The following is a 16,715-nucleotide window of genomic DNA, read 5'->3' on the forward strand; positions in this document are numbered from 1 at the left end:
TATTTATCTTTTGTTCCTATTTGATTTTTTATACTCTATTATTTCCGAACCGATATCATACACATCGGCATTTGGATATACCTTTTTTATTAAACTGGAACCGATAGAAGACCTATATCCAGACGCACAGTGCACATAGATAGGCTTATCTGTCGGGAGGGTTGCTATTTTTTCTTCCAGCTCAGACAACGGAATGTTGACAACATTTTCGAATACCGGATCCTCTGATGCTTCTTTAACAGTCCGAACATCCAAGATGATGTAATCTGCTTTGTTCTTATCAAAGTCCACTTTATCGAAGTTTGAAAATTGTTGTCCCTGATGATCTTTGTAAATCAAGATAGCTTTCACCAAAGCTTCATATCCTATCTTGGCGGCCTTGGATAGTTGCTTTTCTTTATCGATCTCGTCTCCGACAACGAGATAAAAATTGTCTTCTGGGTCAACGAACGTCCCTAACCAAGTCTCAAACTTTTTGTTGTCCGGTATATTGACTGACTGCGGTAAATGGGAAGCCCTAAAATCTCGTGAACCACGGGTATCTACCACTAGGGTTTGAGAAACATCGGTACCGGTCACGGGAAGAACCGAAACCGCTTTTATAGCTTGTTCAAATGTCGGCGCTCCTTTTTTATTGAGCTCGACGTTGTATGGAAAATATTTAGGAATATAGGGCTGATCCTGAAGCAGGATCTTGACAAACTCTTGTTCATCTTTAATCTGGAAACCAAAATTATGCGCTCTCTCATACCCAATCGTGCTTTCCTTCACATCGCGTATGGCATTGCCACACAAAGAGCCGGCTCCATGCGCAGGGTATACCAATACATTATCATTCAGCGCGGCATATTTTTGATGGACAGTGTGGTACATCTGCTTAGCAAGTTCTTGCCGCCTAGCCGCAGCCTCGCCAGAATACTCCCGCAAATCCGGTCTGCCCACAGAGCCAAAGAGCAAAGCATCACCCGAAAAAACCGCAACATCTTTATCTTCTTCACGCAATACTACAGAAATGCTATCGGGAGAATGTCCTGGTGTATGGAGTGCCACCAAAGTGACCGTATCTGAAAGAGCAATATGATCGCCTTCATCAAAGGTTTGATGCGGATAAGCCGCATGAACCAACCTGCTCACATATATTTTTGCCTGCTTTTCCTGATGGATTTGCAGGTGGGAACTCACGAAATCCGCGTGAGGATGTGTTTCAATAACACCGATGATCTCCGCTTCCTGTTCATCAGCATAATCGTAATATGGTTGAGGATCCCGGGCGGGATCCACCAGTACAATTTTGTTGTCGACCAGTATCGCATATGAAAAATGAGCCAATCCTTCGTCTTCAAATTGTTTGATTGTATACGACGCCTTGCTTTTTTTGGTACCGAGACATGCAATTGCAGTACCTCCAGAAGCAAAAGCCAACAATACCAACGATTTATGCACAAAATCTCTTCTTTTCATCATTTTTGTTTTAGCTACTATATGTTTTTGATTATGCATTACTTTTTTCTTATTTGTAAGTATACTTCTTACTTTTGCTGTACCATCCCTCTCCCACGGCATAGTGCTGATGCTTTCTCTCCAGGACTACTGCTATGGTATCCTTATTTAGGTCTATGCCCGAAAGTACAATCTTGTCATCGTCCGGACGATCGTATAACCATCGTAGGATCTGTATATCATCGCCTACAGAAGTTCCATAGAGTTCTTTTAAATCAGCCTCGTTTTGCCTATTGAAGCGTCTATTGTAACCTCGGGGGTAAAACAGCTGGTTTTTTTCTACTAAATACAGGAGGTTCTCGGCCGAATCTATCTCGTAATAGAAGTAAGAATAACCTCCAGCTCGTCCTGTAAATTCATAATTCTTGATCAAATCGCCAGTTTGGGCGCCTCCGTTGGTGATGTCTATATACAAATCCTTATTCACCTTGTAGGAAAACGTAGAATATCTTTCAAAGATAGCCTCATGCCATCTCACCGAATCGTTTGGTGAGTATTGCAATGTGTCACCATTCAGCACAAATGTTTTAACTTCATAGTAGCCGGCGGCTTGGGGTAGTCCAGGAATCACGGGTTCCTTACGTTTGCCCTTATTATAAATAAGGTCGTAAGCGTAATAGCCATACACCAATACGAACACGAAAATAACGACGAATTTACCACTTGCATAAACTATCTTTACCCATTTGTTGTTGATCCGCGGATGATAATATGTGGGTTGGACAGTTTGACCGGAGAGAAACAACCGCCATAGATTTGGTATATAGGATACCAAAAGGAAAAGAGACAATAACACAAAATACGATGCGTAATTGTGAACTGCGCCGTCGTACGCTAGATTAGCATGTGCAATATTGAACAATACACCTACTGTTGCAATGGCTGCAAAGGCTGTGGTTGCTCTAAAGAAGAAGAGGACACCAATCGCTATCTCCAAAAAGCCTAAAAATATTTCATATCGAAAAGATAACCCCACAGCCTGCCAATAGAGCTTGTACGGTGCATAATTACCCAGTTCGGTATTCAGATTGGCCACAGAGGGAAAAGGCATCTGCATGGGGAAGAATTTGATGAAACCAAACGCAATAAGCCCGATGGCCAAGCGGTACCGTACAAGGACACGTAGCCAATAATACAGTACGTGGTAGATTCTTCCAGCGCTTTTACGGGCGATAATCGTCCATATTGTAGCTAAGAGCAATGCAGCTAAGGTCGTAAGTCCCCACGAAGCATACGATGCTATTCCCCAACGGCCACTTTCCGTAGGGATTTGTATCAACAGATTGAACCGGGATCCTCCTGCTAGCGTATTCAAAAACGCATATACGGAAGAGGACGAAAACAAGTCGTCGTACCATTCCCACCGTAACGGAAAGACCATTAGTACAATAAAAACAAAGGCAAATCGAAAAACAATTTTTTCCAATTTTGTCCAAGCAGCATACGCAATATCACCTCTGCCTATGTTTGTATATATCGAAGCCATGCTCTATATTTATTTAAGATATACGTCTAGCGTAACTTTATTTAGTTATACGTGAATTTGTTGTTCTCCATATACCATTCTTTTCCAGTCAGGTAGCTTTCATCCAAACGATCCAGCACCACAGTTATGCTGTCTTTATTTACATCTTTTCCTGACAACACGACCCGATCCTTGTCAGGTCGTTCGTAGCTCCACAACAAAATATTTATGCTATCACCTGTTGATGTACCGTAAAGCTCTTTGAGACCTATACTGTTTTCTTTGTCCAGGCGTTTTCTCAATTCCTTTGAGAATTTCTGGTTTTTGTCCACAAGATAAAGTTTGTGAGTAGCTGAATCGATCTCGTAATACAAATAGGTCTTACCACCTGCTCTTCCCGTCAACTCATAATCTTTTAGTATATCGCCGACACTAGGCGTACCATTGCCTACCGCTATATCAATATCCTTTTTTACTTTATAGACCAATGTAGAATAACGCTCAAAAACGGCATCATGCCACCTCAACGAATCGTGCGGAGAATATGGAAGCGTATCGCCGTTCAAAACAAATGAACTGATGTTATAATGGCCTGCCGCGCCAGACAATCCCGGCACAACAGGTTCTTTTAGTATACCTTGATTGTAAAATCTATCGTACCTAAAATAACCATACACAACAATGAAAAGGACTATGATGGTTGCTTTTGTGCCTAAGTGTACATATTTTTTTGTTTTCCCACTGAAATCTGGTCTATAATAGTAGGGAGTGACAGTTTCTCTCTTGATAAATAACTTCCATATATTCGGAAAGTATTGCATCAACAAAAACAGGGAGAGCAAAACAAAGTAAGATGCGTATACGTGTACCGCTCCGTCATACCCCAGATTGGCATGCGCAATATTAAACAATACACCGGCGTTGATAATCGCCCCTAAGACTATAGTCTTTCTGAAAAACAACAACGTTCCTGCCGCGATTTCCAAAAATCCCAAAAAGCTTTCATACCTGAACGATACGCCCACGATCTGCCAATACAGTTTAAAAGGAGCATAATCACCAAATTCCGTATTTAAGTTTGAAATCGAAGGAAAGGGCATCTGCATGGGAAAAAACTTGATGTATCCAAAAGCGATAAGGCCCAAAGCTATGCGATAACGAACGATTACTCCTAACCAATAATATAATACATTATACTCCTTTCGCTTACTATTTCGACTAAGAATTGTCCAAATAGCAGCAACCAATAATGCAATCAATGTCGCTAAGCCCCAAGAAGCAAAAGAGGCTGCTCCCCAGCGTCCACTCTCTGTAGGAATGTGAATAAAATTTAATCGAGTACCTGAAATAGCCGATAAAATATTATAAAATGTTTCTGCAGAAAACAGACGCACATACCATTCGCTCTGAACCGGTATTATCAACAAAATGAAAAACACGAAAGCAAACCGAAAGGCTATTTTCTCTACATTGCTCCAGGTCTGATACCTTGAATCCTGGCGCTCTAATACGGTAAGATTTGAACCTGCCATAGTTATTTATAATCTGAATACATTAATAAATCTTAATCGGCTTCCTCCGACCTTCTTTCAATAAATAGCGCTTTGGAAGACGGTCGAGTGTAATACGCAAGGAGTCTCCTTTCCAATCCGTTCCTCGTAACAAAACCTCATTCTTACTCCGTTGCTCATAGGTGAAATCGTAGAACCTGGATGTGTCCGTCTTATTGAATAGTTTGAGTGTCGCTGGTCTGTCCTCTTCTCCCTCCGTGTATGTATATCTATAAAAATGACGCCCTCCATTGCCCAATTGCTCGTAGTTTCTATCTTTATTGGACTGGAACACAATCCTCGGCTTGAGGCTGTCTATCTTTACTTTGGTGTTTTCACGAACACTCAACGTGTTCCACTCTTCGAACACGATGTTCTGCCAGCGAACCGAATCGGTCAAAGAATAAGCAAGTGTATCTCCATTCAACACAAAGTCCCTTACATCATAAATACCACTAGACGCTTCTATACCCTTTTCATAAGGAAACGGGTAATCCGTATCTTTCCATGATGAATAAGCCTGCACACTGAAAATACTAATAACTAGCAGAAACAAGACTTGAAGAAACGGCCTTATTTTTCTAATCTTATCGCTGTAAAGGGGTACAAATGTATCTGGATAAGATGTGGTCTCCCTAACCAAAAGACTATACAATCTTGGTAGATCATAAAGAATAAGAACAAAAGATAACAGAAATAAAAAAGAGCTATACACTTGTTCGCCAATGTCATAAACGAAGTTTACCAACACAACATTCAAAAATACAGCTAACAAAATTCCGGCTCCGATCACAGTCGTCCTTTTGCTCAACAGCAGAAGACCTCCCGCTATTTCTAACACACCGATGACCGGAACGTAACCTGCCGTCGATATTCCGTTGGTTAGATAGTATAACTTCCAAAGGAGGTAATCACCATATTCTGTATGTAAATCACTGATCGTCACATCGGGTATTTGTATAGGTAGAAACTTTACGACACCAAAAAAAATGGCAGCGAGCGCCAGACGATACCGGATAAGGACACGTAACCAATAATAAATCTGATCGTAATCATCATTTCTCCTGTATTTGCTCTTCTGCCATATAAATGTACCTAACAAGGCGACAAAAAAAGCGATAAGCCAGTTATAGTAGCCTTCCAGATTTATACCTACATAAAGACTTTCTGGTATAAAAGATGTTCGATAAGTCGCCAGTTGAAACCAATTCTCAAATGCAAAGAATCCACCAGATAATGACCTAAACAAATTAAGGTCATATGGAATAGACAGGACGATGAAAAATAGAAAGGCCAAACGAAGCAGAAAAATCTGCTGGGGCCTCCAATCCTTGTTTTCTGTAGTAATAGTAGACATTATTTAAAATATTAGAATAATATGAATGACAAGTTTTAACATTAATCTAATCCCGGATTTTGTTTAAGATTAGGATCAACTTGTATCTGACTATAAGGAATGGGCAGCAATAGCCTGTTCGTACTAGCAATATTCAATACAGATTGTGCCCTTCCGGTCCTTACAAGATCATACCATCGATGATTTTCTAAAGCAAATTCTACCCGGTTCTCATTTTCTATAGCCAATAGTAGATCGGTCTTTGTAGCGACATCTGTAATTCCTAAAAGAGGCACATTTGCTCTAGCCCGCACAGCGTTCAAATCCGCCAATGAAGCATCTTTATCTCCAGAAGCATCTCTTTCTGCTAAGGCTTCTGCTCGGATCAAATACAATTCGGCTGTACGGATGATAAATGCAGGATCAGTGCTATTATCTCTATAATATAGGAGTCCAAACCAATTCGGTGCATTGTTAATGGTTTGTAATTCGACCAAAGCAGAACGATCTCCACCAATATTGGGATCTATCAAAAGCTCAACAATGTTACCTGGCTCGTTGTTAACGGGGTTTGAGGGTTTAATCCATGCCACGCCTCCTCTCGTACTTGGCTGCCATTGATACCGTTGGTTGTTCGTGTTGTTGATATCGTAGTAGAGTTCAAAGACAGATTCTTTGGTCCCGGATGCATTGCCTGCATAGAAAGCACTATAAGGTCTGACCAACTCGTAATTATCTGTATCGTCAATAATCCTTGTGGCATAGTCTATCGCTTCATCCCATTCTTTCTGATACAAATGATAACGAGCTTTTAATGCCCATACCGTTTTTTTGGTCGCCCGGATCCTATTGGTAGTTTCGGGTAATAATGCCTCTGCATTGTTTAAATCCTCGAGAACCTGTGCATATGTTCCCTGTAAAGTACTTCGCTCTACATTGGGTAAATCATTTGGTGAGGTAGTCGGCTCTAAAACAAGTTGTACGCCTCCCCATGTTCTGGCTAGATCAAAGTAGGCTAACGCCCGTACAAAGTACGCCTCTCCGATAAAACCGTCTTTTGTCGCCTGCGTAAAGTCGGCCGTAATTGGAAGATCGGGTACTTTATCGATTACATTATTCGCTCTATTAATTGTGCTATATATCGCATTCCATGCGGATTCAATCCCAGCAAAATCCGCTCTTACCGTGTGGTTGGTCAATTGCTGACGAACAATCTGGCTGCCCACATAGACCGTATTATCGGCAGATAAAAGGCTGAGCCAATGAAACTCCTGTCCATAGTAATTATTGGACCTAAGTTCATCATAGATACCCCGCACAGCAGATCTGGCAGATCCCTCGTCGACTATCGTCGCTTCATCCGACAAATACTCCTGTGGATCAACACTTAAAAATTTATCGCACGACGCAAACAAAATTAATACGGCTGCGCTCCATGTTTTTATTATTATTTTCTTGTTCATTCTATATTCATTTTTGAAGTGGTTCCTTAATTTCTCTTTAATCACCTACAGCATACTAGCCTACAGTGTCAAATTAAGTCCAAATTGAAAACTTCTTGGCTGAGGAGGTGTACCAAAAGCACCAAGTCCCTGGGCGTTCGGATTGCTCGTGACAGTTGATTCGGGATCGCCGGTAAATTGGCTCCAAACAAATAGATTGGCTCCGACAAAATAGATTCTCGCTTTGGAGAGGCCTGTTCTGGATAAAATAGCTGTAGGCAATGTATAGCCGAAAGACACTTGTCTTATTTTTAAGAAAGAAGCATCTTCAAGATAACGGCTGTTTTGATCAAGCGTATAATTCAAGCCTTGGGAAGTCAAACGAGGGACATCCGTGATATCACCTGGTTGTTGCCATCTATTCAGCAAGTTTTCGAAGATACCACCACTCGTCGGGTTTCGCTCTCTGAAATACCGATACAAATTCACGCTCTGATTTCCATACTGGAAGCTGATATCTGTGCTTAGGTCAAACTGCTTGAAAGTAAATGTATTGTTTAACCCACCATAGAATTTAGGATAGGCACTCCCCATGATTTTTCGTGCCTCAATAGGTAATGTGCCATCCGGTAACTGCCCGTCAAATACAGGGTCACCGGTTTGCGGGTCCACGTACAATTGTTCATACAACCAAAAGGAATTTAGAGAATAACCCTCTCGGGCCACCACCCAGTCCCGACTATAGAACGAGATCTGGGCTGGTAATTTTTCAATTCTATTTTGATTCCCGGATATGTTAAGGCTCGTATTCCATGAAAAATTCTTCCGTCGAATATTGGATGAACTGACCGTAACCTCATACCCTCTGTTTCTGATCTCACCAATATTCGCCCAATAGCTTGAGAAACCAGATGATGCGGGAATAGGTTGTTCTAGCAATACGCCAGAAGTATACTTGTTATATACGTCTACCGTGAACGACAACCTATTGTTGAACGTCGCAAAATCCAATCCTAAGTTAGTCTGCGCCGTTTCTTCCCAACGTAAATTTTCGTTTCCTAACTGATACGGTGCAATACCTGCCCGCGGCGTCCCTAAAATATCCGCATACGCCGCTCCACCGCTCCATAATCCTCGGGAGGCAAAGTTATCGATACCAGCCTGATTACCCGTAATCCCCCAGGAAGCTCTTAACTTTAAATCGTTAACCCAGGAAGCGCCTTTTAAGAAATCTTCTTCGACAATCCGCCAACCCATAGAAAAAGCAGGGAAGTAACCCCATCGATTATTTCCAAGAAATTTAGAAGAACCATCTGTTCTGAGTGTAGCTTCTACGATATATCTGTCTGCATAATTATATCCTGCCCTTCCAAAGAATGAGGCTATGGTATATTGGGTCCAACTTTCAGAGGCAGTTCTTACAGATGCAGATGAGATGAGTTTATAATTGTCATTGGCAAAACCAACTCCTTGGGCATAATTGTATTGCAACGTATTGCTTTGTAAAGTATTTCCTACTAACGCTGTAATTTGGTGGTTGTCAAACTTCTTTTGATAAGTTAACGTTTGTTCGTTTATCCAGGTACCGCTTCTGGAAATCCCACTTGTTGACTCGCCATCTTGTGCGCTACCGATACTCGTATTGGTATTCCAATATTGCGACTCATCATATTGATTATAATCCAAACTTATACTTGATCTTAATTTTAACCCTTTGGCAAGATCCGCTTCAACAAAAGCACTTCCTACATACCGCAAGCTAACGGTGTTGATGTCGTAATTATTGATTAACGTATAGGTATTGTCTGCCCCACTGGCTGTTCCTTCGTCGGTGAAGATAGGCTCATAAACTGCCCTCGCGATAGCAGAGTTGTACAATTGAACCTGTGGACCATCTCCTGTCCTTGCCTGATTTCTATAGCTTCTTGAGAAACTGTTGGTTAATCCAATTTTAACTTTTTCGGATAATTTCTGATCGAAATTAAACTTTAAGCTAGCTCTCTGGAACTCAAGAACTTTAAGATACGACTGTTGGCCGGTATACCCTGCTCCTAAATAATATCTCGAGTCTTGTCCTCCTCCGCTAATTCCCAAATTATAATCTTGTATATATCCCTTTCTTAATAAGAGCCCTAACCTGTCATAGGTAGGAGTTTCTTCCGGAGTCCCTAGACCGGGCACACCATTAATTACCTCATTGACTGGACGAAAAGGTCTACGGGCATAGGCATAATCATAAGTTTGACCATTATCGATCCCGGAGTTAATATGCCACTCATTAGCCAGCTCAGCCACTTCAGGACCCGTTGCCAGCGGGGGCAACAACGATTTATCGGCTTGAACCCAACCATTTGATACATTGAGATCAATTTTTGTTGTGGCGCCATAATTACCTTGCTTTGTAGTAATAATAACCACACCATTTGCCCCACGGGAACCATATATAGCCGTTGCCGCCGCGTCTTTTAACACTTCTATAGATTCAATATCTCCTGGATTTATGTCGGCCAAAGGCGAAGTGACCCGGCCTGCTAGGCTGATATTCTGTAAAGATGTATTGTTTAGGAATACGCCATCCACTATATATAAAGGATCACTACTGGAGTTAATAGATGTGGTACCTCTCACCCTTAAAAAAATCGCCTCCCCCGGCACTCCAGAGTTAGTAAGAACCTGTACTCCTGGCGCTTTTCCCTGCAATTGGGCATCAAAACTGGCTACTGGAATCTTATTGACTTCAGCGGCATCGATTTTAGCAATAGATCCCGTCAAATCTTGTCTCCTTTGTGTACCGTAGCCAACCACCACCACTTCATCAAGTTCTTTTTCAGAAGGAGAAAGTGCGATCACGGTAGGAGAAGTGGTAATAACTAACTTCTTGTTCTCGTATCCCAAATAAGAGACCGTTACGGTAAAAGGCAACTTTTGTCCCGTTATAAATGAAAAATTTCCATTACGATCAGTTTTCACGCTATGGGTAACGGCTTCAAGTTGTACCGTAGCGCCTGCAATGGGCTCTCTCGTTACTGAATCAATGACAGTTCCAACAAGCGATGCATTAATAATCGGTTTTGTTTCCTGCGATTGAGCCGGCGGAACAAAAATCAAGAATAAAAAAATGGGAAGCGAGTATCGGAATACTCTACGATATTTCATAGTTTTGAATGTTTAATAGTAAATACGGACAAGTGCCAAGACCAATTGAACTTGTTATTTGTTATTGAACAAAAAGGGGAAGCGTCAACTTCCCCTTTTGCTTTTTATGTAGAGAGGAAAGTTAATAACAAGGCATTCGCATGCGATAACAAAGACAAAATAAGATTATTCTATTTTTCATCTGATTAAATTTATTTTTTATAGTTGGTGAAGCTATCAAATTTATTCATCTCATTGTGTGATTGAATAAATCATGATGGTTTCATTGTATCCATATTTTTCATTTCTATTGAAAGCATAATCATCTGAGATTATATCGCAGCGTCACACCATAGGTCTGCGGATCGCCAATTACCCCAGCATATTGACCGAAATTACCCGGAGCAGCGAGTAATTGCTCATAATAATCTTTATTCGTCAAATTCCTGCTCCATACAATGACAGAGAGTCCACTTGCCGCCCGGAATCCTACACGTGCGTTTAGTAATGCATAGGCATCTATGTTCAAGTATTGTGATGGTGACGGGCTAGACGAAAATTTAGACCGATAAAAAAGATCCGTTCCCAAAAAGTAATTTCCTGACAGTCCTAACAAGCGCCCCTTTGTCGTCAATTCGGCGGACAATGACCAAGACCACTTCGAAATCCCAGGAAGTTCTCCACCGGAAACATCTTTAAAGGCTTCGGGACCTCCCACTTCTTCCAATGGAACAGGCGCGTTAGTGAACGAAACATATTTTCCATCCGTATAAGCCAATGATCCATTCAGTCTCAAAAATTCCCACGGCCTAACGCTTCCATCTAGTTCAATACCTTGTACGCGCACTTTCTCCGCATTGGCTAAGTAACCTCTGTTTACTCCCGGATCCGGTGTTTGTACTTGCGCCTGATAATCTTTAATATTTGTCTGGTATACTGTTAAGTTCAAAAAAGCATTTCGGTTAGGGCTGGTTTTTACGCCAAATTCCACGTGGTTTACAGATTCCGGCTTTACTTCCGCTAGATCGGTCGCGACTTCTCCATCAATAACCGGCAGTCCACCGACGTTGATTCCTATTGGCTTGTAACTTTTAGAATAGGTTGCGTAAGCGTTGTAAAAAGGGTTAAACCGATATTGGAGTGACAGTTGACCGGACAGATTTCCGGCGTCAGCATTTACATCAAATGTTTGATCAGAATAGATACTATTTACCGCTGCAAATTGTTCCGGCGTATAATCTATGGTGTTATCGATATACTTTTTACGGTCGTAATCGGCTACTTTTTTATCGTAGTTATACCGTAATCCCGGCAATAGATGTAATTTAGAAGTAATCGCCCAGTCAAATTGGGAGAAAACGGCTAAACTCGTACTTTTGATACCATATTTGGTACGAATGCCAACTCTATCGATCAGACCCGGACCCCATTGCGTGGCCGACTCATTGTTTTGCTGAAAGCGCCATAATGCTTCACCGGCTTCTTCTGTGTGTACCGGATCCGTTTTCAAATCCTGCCATAAACCGAATACGCCGACAACAGCACTTACTTTTTCACTAATATTACCGGAATATCGAAATTCCTGCGACCATTGATCGTGTACGGAATTTCCGGCTGAAATAGTATAAGCAGGAACACCTAAATAATCTCTGTCATTTAGCGGTACCCAATCCCAATAACGCCAGGCTGACGTAGATGTCAATGTACCGTTTCCAATTTTATAATCCACGTTAAGAGACACGCCACCTAGTTCATTGTCAGCCTTAGAACGGGTATCCAAATCCACTTTTCTTTCGAAAGCACTTTTGTAGGGAATTTCATAACCTAAGTCTTCAATAATTTTATTGAACTGGCGATAGGCTGATCGTTGGTTTTCAACAACTCCGGCGATACCCCAGCCGTAACCATCCGGACGTTGCTTCGTCACATCTCCGGCCAATGATATGTTTAAATTCTCATTCGGCGTAAATAACAATTGTCCTCTCACACCTAAGTTATTAATGTCATTAATCTGGCGATCGGAATGAACATTATACAAAGTTCCGTCACGCTGTGTTCCTGAAAAAGAGACACGAGCTGCCAGCTTATCTTTGATTAATGGGCCAGTTAAAGATGTTTTAGCCTGTATATAACCGTAGTTACCGTAACTCAACTCGAAATTTGCACTGGGTGTGAATTCAGGTTGACGGGAGGTTATATTAAAAGCTCCCGACGTCGTATTTTTACCAAATAGTGTTCCTTGGGGACCGCGCAATACTTCAATTTGCTCAATATCAATAAAATCTAAAGATGTCGCAGCGGGACGTGCCAAATAGACACCATCTAAATAAAATCCCACACCCGGATCTATACCATCATTGGTAAGACCGTATGTAGATCCCAACCCTCTGATGTTTAACGTCGTATTACGCGGATTGGAAGAGTAAAGCTGTACCGTGGGAACTATTTCCTTAATTCTACCGACATTAAATGCCCCCGCATCTTCTATCGTGCTCGCTCGTACTATAGAGACCGGAATAGGCACATCCTGAAGTTGCTCTCTCCTTCTCCGCGACGTTACAATAACTTGGTCCAATGTTTCCTGTTTGGGTGATAATTCTATCGTAGTCGGTGAATTATTGGCGACAACTCTTTTCTGCTGATAGCCCACAACCGTGACAATCAACGTGAGGGGTAATTTCTGACCAGTGACAAACACAAATCTTCCGTTTCTGTCCGTGCGGACACTATGAGTCACCGCCTCGAGTTGAATAGTTGCCCCTTCAATTGGTTCTCTGGAAACCGAGTCAACAACGACACCTTCTAATGTAGCATTAATGATCGGTTGAGGTTGTACTTGTGAGAATAGGTTCTGTTTGAGTAGAAAAACAAACAATAAAGCAGTTGAGTATCGCAATACTCCATATTTTTTCATATTTTCGGATGTTTGATAGTGAATACTGACAAGTGCCAACGCCAATTGAACTTGTAATTTACTTATTGAACACAGGAGGGAAACAGCAATGTTTCCCTTTTCTGTGTTTTTATATAGAGGGGAATATTAGCAACAACACATTCGCATCCGAAGTGAAAGGCAATAGAGATTGATTAAATTGCGATTTACTTTAACCGCTGAACTTAAAATTAGGTTGTAGTTTTCCATGTTTTGTTTTAATGTTTTATACTATCGTTGCCAACGCCAATTGAAACGAACAGGACAAATATAAAAACATTTTTAACAAAGTCTACCAAATAGATAGATTTTATTTAAAAAAAACAAAAAAGCCTGCCACACATACTGTGACAGGCCAAATCAATCAAAAACAATGTCTAAAAACAATATTTATTCTCGTCGATCATTTTCTTCGCAATCCGCTGACGAGCTTCTTTTGTATTGAATGGCTCAGCTTTTGTAAAACGACGAAGACCAACCAACATCATTTTCAGTTCATCTCCTTCTGCAAAGGCATAGAGTGCTTCCTTACCTGCTGTAGCTACTTTATCCAGCGTAGCATATAAGTATACCCTTGCCATATCTAAGGAAAAAGCAGCAGCATGCTCTCCCTGTATGTGATAAATTTTCTCCGCCCGCAACAATATCGACTCCGCCACATAAATATAACCAATGATATCCGCAATATTCATCAATATCTCCTCCTCTTTCGACAAGCTCATCATCAGTTTCTGTACCGCCGCGCCTGCCACCATTAGACCGGCTTTTTTCAAGTTCGCTATAATTTTCTTTTCAGCGGCAAAAACAGTTTCGTCTTCTTCTCCGAAATCAGGAATAGCCATCAATTCATTTGCAACAGCCGTTGCGGGTCCCATCAAATCCAGCTCTCCTTTCATCGCACGCTTCAATAACATATCCACTACTAACAAGCGGTTCACTTCATTCGTACCCTCGAAAATCCGATTAATACGGGAATCGCGATAAGCTCTTTCCATCGGACCTTCAGCCGAATAACCCATACCTCCATAAATTTGCACACCTTCATCAACAACATAATCCAGCATTTCAGAGCACCATACTTTTATAATTGCACATTCTATGGCAAACTGTTCTGTAGATTTTAACTTGGCTTTCGCTTCATCCATCCCGCCGGCAACAAGCGCAGCATAAGCATCATCAATATTCTGTCCGGCCCGATAAGCAGCAGATTCATTAGCGTACAGGCGGATAGCCATTTCAGCCAATTTATGACGAATTGCCCCAAATTTGGATATGGGCAAGTTAAATTGTACGCGCTCATTCGCATATTTTACGGCTTGCGTAACGACAGAACGTGCAGAACCAATGGTCGCGGCACCTAATTTGATACGTCCAATATTTAGAATATTAACGGCAATCTTAAAGCCATTTTCCCTTTCAGACAATAGGTTCTCTGCCGGAACCGGACAATCATTAAAAAATATCTGTCTTGTGGATGACCCTTTGATACCCATCTTATGCTCTTCGGGATTCATGGTAATCCCCCCAAAATCTCTTTCTACAATAAAAGCACTGAGATTTTTATCGTTATCAATTTTTGCAAATACAATGAATACATCGGCGAATCCACCATTTGTAATCCACATTTTTTGCCCATTGAGTAGATAGTGTGTCTCTTCTATATTTAACCTTACTGAGGAACGCCCCGAATTCGCATCCGATCCTGCGTTAGGCTCCGTCAAACAATAGGCTGCTTTCCATTCTCCTGACGTTAACTTTGGAATATATTTTTCTTTTTGTTCGTCATTTCCATAATACAAGATAGGTAATGTACCAATGCCGGTATGTGCCGACAGTGCCACGGCAAATGAATAGCCACCACCTACGGCATCGCCAACTAACATAGATGTATTGAAGTTCTTGCCAAATCCTCCATATTGCTCGGGGATAGACACGCCCAACAAACCCAATTCTCCGGCTTTATCCAGCAGACTTTGCATCAACCCCTCTTCCTGTGCATCAATTCTATCGAGCTTATCCAACACCTCCGCATCAAGAAAATCCAAACACGTCTGGCGAATCATTTTTGCTTCTTCATCAAACTCTTCCGGAATAAAAACTTCCGTATAAGGGGTTTCACGGACCACGAATTCCCCGCCTTTCATAGCTTTTGTCTCCATTGTTTATATATTCCTTAATCTAACATCTCAAAGATTCCCGCTGCACCTTGTCCCGTTCCTACACACATCGTCACCATACCGTATTTTTTCTCACGACGTCTTAACTCGTTCAAGATTTGTACGGTCAATTTAGCCCCTGTACAGCCTAAGGGATGCCCTAAAGCAATTGCCCCACCATTGACGTTCACTTTTTCTTCATCTAACCCCAATTCACGGATAACGGCCAGGGATTGTGAAGCAAAAGCTTCGTTCAATTCGATAAGGTCTATATCTTCTTTTTGTAGTCCTGCCATTTCCAGCGCTTTTGGGATCGCGAATATTGGACCTATTCCCATAATCCGCGGCGGTACTCCTGCTACCGCATAACTCACCAAACGTGCTATCGGTTTAACATTCAATTCCTTCAACATTTTTTCTGACACAATCAAAACAAAGGCCGCCCCGTCGGATGTTTGTGACGAATTTCCCGCTGTAACACAACCGCCTGCTGCAAAGACTGGTTTTAGCTTTGCTAACGCCGCCGCAGAAGAATCCGGTCTTGGTCCTTCATCTGTATCCACGACATATTCGCGTGTCGCAATTTTATTATCCTTTAGGTAGTTTTCGGTGACTTTAATCGGCACAACTCCGTCTTTTAAATGACCGTTTTCTATCGCAGCGATTGCTTTTTGGTGCGATCGAAGTGCAAAGGCATCTTGATCTTCACGCGAAACATGATATTCTTTCGCTACCGCTTCCGCCGTTAGTCCCATCCCCCAATACCAATCGGGATGGTCTTTCGCTACCACCGGATTTGGTACAATTTTCCAACCGCCAAACGGCATTCCCGACATAACTTCTACTCCACCGGCAATAATACAATCGGCCATCCCGGACTTAATCTTCGCTGCAGCCGTCGCAATGGTTTCTAGACCAGATGCACAGTAACGATTTACCGTGACGCCAGGGACTTTGTCGGTATCCAAACCCATCAACGAAATCAACCGCCCAACATTTAATCCCTGTTCTGCCTCTGGCATGGCATTGCCGACAACGACATCATCAATTTTCGCCACATCCAATTGCGGCATAGTTGTCACCATGTGCTTAATAACTTCGGCCGCTAGATCGTCTGCACGCATGAAACGAAAACTCCCTCTCGGAGCCTTCCCTACTGCTGTACGATATCCTGCTATAATGTATGCTTCCATCTTTTC

9 protein-coding genes are annotated in these 16,715 nt (G+C 41.8%); all 9 read right to left on the bottom strand.

All coding sequences use genetic code 11. The features are described 5' to 3' along the window. Window positions 1-3: 3 nt before the first annotated feature. Entirely contained in the window at window positions 4-1,464 is a 1,461-nt protein-coding gene (locus tag FXV77_RS15870; RefSeq protein ID WP_246162489.1) for a rhodanese-like domain-containing protein, read from the bottom strand. 46 nt (window positions 1,465-1,510) lie between these two features. Further along, window positions 1,511-2,986 (bottom strand): hypothetical protein, encoded by a 1,476-nt coding sequence (locus tag FXV77_RS15875; protein WP_148920215.1) that lies wholly within the window; start codon window positions 2,984-2,986, stop codon window positions 1,511-1,513. 41 nt (window positions 2,987-3,027) lie between these two features. Then, the gene (locus tag FXV77_RS15880) at window positions 3,028-4,497 is read right to left on the bottom strand and encodes a hypothetical protein (protein ID WP_148920216.1); all 1,470 of its coding nucleotides are present in this window, start codon (window positions 4,495-4,497) and stop codon (window positions 3,028-3,030) included. A 22-nt stretch (window positions 4,498-4,519) separates the two neighbouring features. Further along, window positions 4,520-5,872 (bottom strand): DoxX family protein, encoded by a 1,353-nt coding sequence (locus tag FXV77_RS15885; RefSeq protein WP_148920217.1) that lies wholly within the window; start codon window positions 5,870-5,872, stop codon window positions 4,520-4,522. Window positions 5,873-5,913: 41 nt separating this feature from the next. Further along, window positions 5,914-7,314 carry a RagB/SusD family nutrient uptake outer membrane protein gene (locus FXV77_RS15890; protein ID WP_148920218.1) on the bottom strand — a complete coding sequence of 467 codons (1,401 nt, stop codon included), beginning with the start codon at window positions 7,312-7,314 and terminating at the stop codon, window positions 5,914-5,916. 60 nt (window positions 7,315-7,374) lie between these two features. Next, a complete protein-coding gene (locus FXV77_RS15895; RefSeq protein WP_148920219.1) occupies window positions 7,375-10,449 on the bottom strand; it encodes a SusC/RagA family TonB-linked outer membrane protein in 3,075 nt (1,024 codons plus the stop codon). A gap of 301 nt (window positions 10,450-10,750) precedes the next feature. Further along, window positions 10,751-13,342 carry a TonB-dependent receptor gene (locus tag FXV77_RS15900; protein WP_148920220.1) on the bottom strand — a complete coding sequence of 864 codons (2,592 nt, stop codon included), beginning with the start codon at window positions 13,340-13,342 and terminating at the stop codon, window positions 10,751-10,753. Between the two features lie 395 nt (window positions 13,343-13,737). Next, window positions 13,738-15,519 (bottom strand): acyl-CoA dehydrogenase family protein, encoded by a 1,782-nt coding sequence (locus FXV77_RS15905; protein ID WP_148920221.1) that lies wholly within the window; start codon window positions 15,517-15,519, stop codon window positions 13,738-13,740. 14 nt (window positions 15,520-15,533) lie between these two features. Next, a complete protein-coding gene (locus FXV77_RS15910) occupies window positions 15,534-16,709 on the bottom strand; it encodes an acetyl-CoA C-acyltransferase (protein ID WP_148920222.1) in 1,176 nt (391 codons plus the stop codon). Between the last annotated feature and the right edge of the window lie 6 nt (window positions 16,710-16,715).

The organism is Sphingobacterium phlebotomi (genome assembly GCF_008180195.1).
Lineage (GTDB): Bacteria > Bacteroidota > Bacteroidia > Sphingobacteriales > Sphingobacteriaceae > Sphingobacterium > Sphingobacterium phlebotomi.

Coding starts and splice junctions, on each gene's coding strand:
- FXV77_RS15870 (WP_246162489.1), bottom strand. CDS start 1,464: ATGATGAAAAGAAGAGATTTTGTGCATAAATCGTTGGTATTGTTGGCT.
- FXV77_RS15875 (WP_148920215.1), bottom strand. CDS start 2,986: ATGGCTTCGATATATACAAACATAGGCAGAGGTGATATTGCGTATGCT.
- FXV77_RS15880 (WP_148920216.1), bottom strand. CDS start 4,497: ATGGCAGGTTCAAATCTTACCGTATTAGAGCGCCAGGATTCAAGGTAT.
- FXV77_RS15885 (WP_148920217.1), bottom strand. CDS start 5,872: ATGTCTACTATTACTACAGAAAACAAGGATTGGAGGCCCCAGCAGATT.
- FXV77_RS15890 (WP_148920218.1), bottom strand. CDS start 7,314: ATGAACAAGAAAATAATAATAAAAACATGGAGCGCAGCCGTATTAATT.
- FXV77_RS15895 (WP_148920219.1), bottom strand. CDS start 10,449: ATGAAATATCGTAGAGTATTCCGATACTCGCTTCCCATTTTTTTATTC.
- FXV77_RS15900 (WP_148920220.1), bottom strand. CDS start 13,342: ATGAAAAAATATGGAGTATTGCGATACTCAACTGCTTTATTGTTTGTT.
- FXV77_RS15905 (WP_148920221.1), bottom strand. CDS start 15,519: ATGGAGACAAAAGCTATGAAAGGCGGGGAATTCGTGGTCCGTGAAACC.
- FXV77_RS15910 (WP_148920222.1), bottom strand. CDS start 16,709: ATGGAAGCATACATTATAGCAGGATATCGTACAGCAGTAGGGAAGGCT.